The 1,545-nt window shown below is 38.2% G+C and carries 1 protein-coding gene; it reads left to right on the top strand.

Translation table 11 applies throughout. The features are described 5' to 3' along the window. Nucleotides 1-122: 122 nt before the first annotated feature. A complete protein-coding gene (locus FC65_RS10615) occupies nt 123-1,472 on the top strand; it encodes a glucose-6-phosphate isomerase (protein ID WP_010498101.1) in 1,350 nt (449 codons plus the stop codon). Nucleotides 1,473-1,545: the final 73 nt, after the last annotated feature.

Below are 1,545 nucleotides of genomic sequence, written 5' to 3'. Positions count from 1 at the left end.
TCATTTACACAAACTATTTTATACTCTCGAAAATCTTAATTTGTCGTTTTTTATACTTTAAATTATGTGAAAGTGTTGTATAATAAATAGGTAAACAATATCAAAAGTGAGGGGATTTCATAATGGCTCATATTTCATTTGACAGTTCTAATTTAGACAAGTTTGTTCATGAAAACGAATTGGGAGAAATGCAAGCCCTAGTTTCTGCTGCTGACCAGGAATTACGTGATGGTACAGGTGCAGGTAACGACTTTAGAGGTTTCTTAAACCTTCCTAGGGATTTTGACAAGGATGAATTTGAACGCATCAAAAAAGCTGCATCAAAGATCCAATCAGATTCTGAAGTTTTAGTTGTGATCGGTATTGGTGGCTCTTATTTAGGTGCACGTGCCGCAATTGAATTTTTGCATGATTCATTCTTTAATATGCTGCCTGCTGAAAAAAGAAATGCACCGCAGGTCTTTTTTGCAGGTAATTCGATTTCAGGTTCTTATTTGAAGCAATTAGTAGACTTTATTGGTGACCGTGATTTTTCTGTGAACGTGATCTCTAAGTCAGGTACAACAACTGAACCTTCGATCGCATTCCGTGTCTTCAAAGAAAAATTGATCAAGAAGTATGGTGTCAAAGGAGCTAACGAACGGATCTTTGCAACAACTGATCGTGCCCGTGGTGCTTTGAAGACAGAAGCAGATGCTGCTGGCTATGAGTCATTTGTTATCCCAGATGATGTTGGTGGTCGATTCTCTGTTTTGAGCCCAGTAGGTTTATTGCCAATTGCTGTTTCTGGTGCAAACATCGATAAGTTGATGCAAGGTGCAGCGGATGCTCGTGAAGCATATGTAGATGCAGACTTGAATAAAAATGAAGCTTATCAGTATGCGGCTTTACGTAATATTTTGTATCGCAAAGGTTATACGACTGAGATTCTTGAAAATTATGAGCCATCATTGCAATATTTCTCAGAATGGTGGAAACAGTTAATGGGTGAATCAGAAGGGAAGAACGAAAAGGGGATTTATCCTTCATCAGCTAACTTCTCGACAGATCTTCATTCATTAGGTCAGTATATTCAAGAAGGTCGTCGTAATTTGATGGAAACAGTTATCAGGGTTAGCTCTCCACAGGCTGATACGAAGATCCCGGCAGATGAAGAAAATCTTGATGGATTAGAATATCTAAGCGGCAAGACAATGAATTACGTGAATGGCAAGGCCATGCAAGGTGTTGTTTTAGCCCATACAGACGGTAATGTGCCTAATATGATCGTTAATATTCCTGACCAAACAGAATATACTCTCGGTTATTTGATTTACTTCTTCGAAGCTGCGGTTGCAATTTCCGGTTACTTGAACGGCATCAATCCATTCAACCAACCAGGTGTTGAAGCATATAAGAAGAATATGTTTGCTTTACTGGGACGTCCTGGTTATGAAGACCTTACAAAAGAATTAAATGCTCGTTTGAAATAATAATTGAATTTTGAGCTTCGGTTTTAGCTGTGTTAAAATCGAAGTTTTTTTGGGACTTTGTCAAATAGTGTTG

It is taken from the genome of Ligilactobacillus acidipiscis DSM 15836 (assembly GCF_001435755.1).
In the GTDB taxonomy this organism is placed as follows: domain Bacteria; phylum Bacillota; class Bacilli; order Lactobacillales; family Lactobacillaceae; genus Ligilactobacillus; species Ligilactobacillus acidipiscis.
This window is presented reverse-complemented; position numbering and strand designations above follow the sequence as displayed.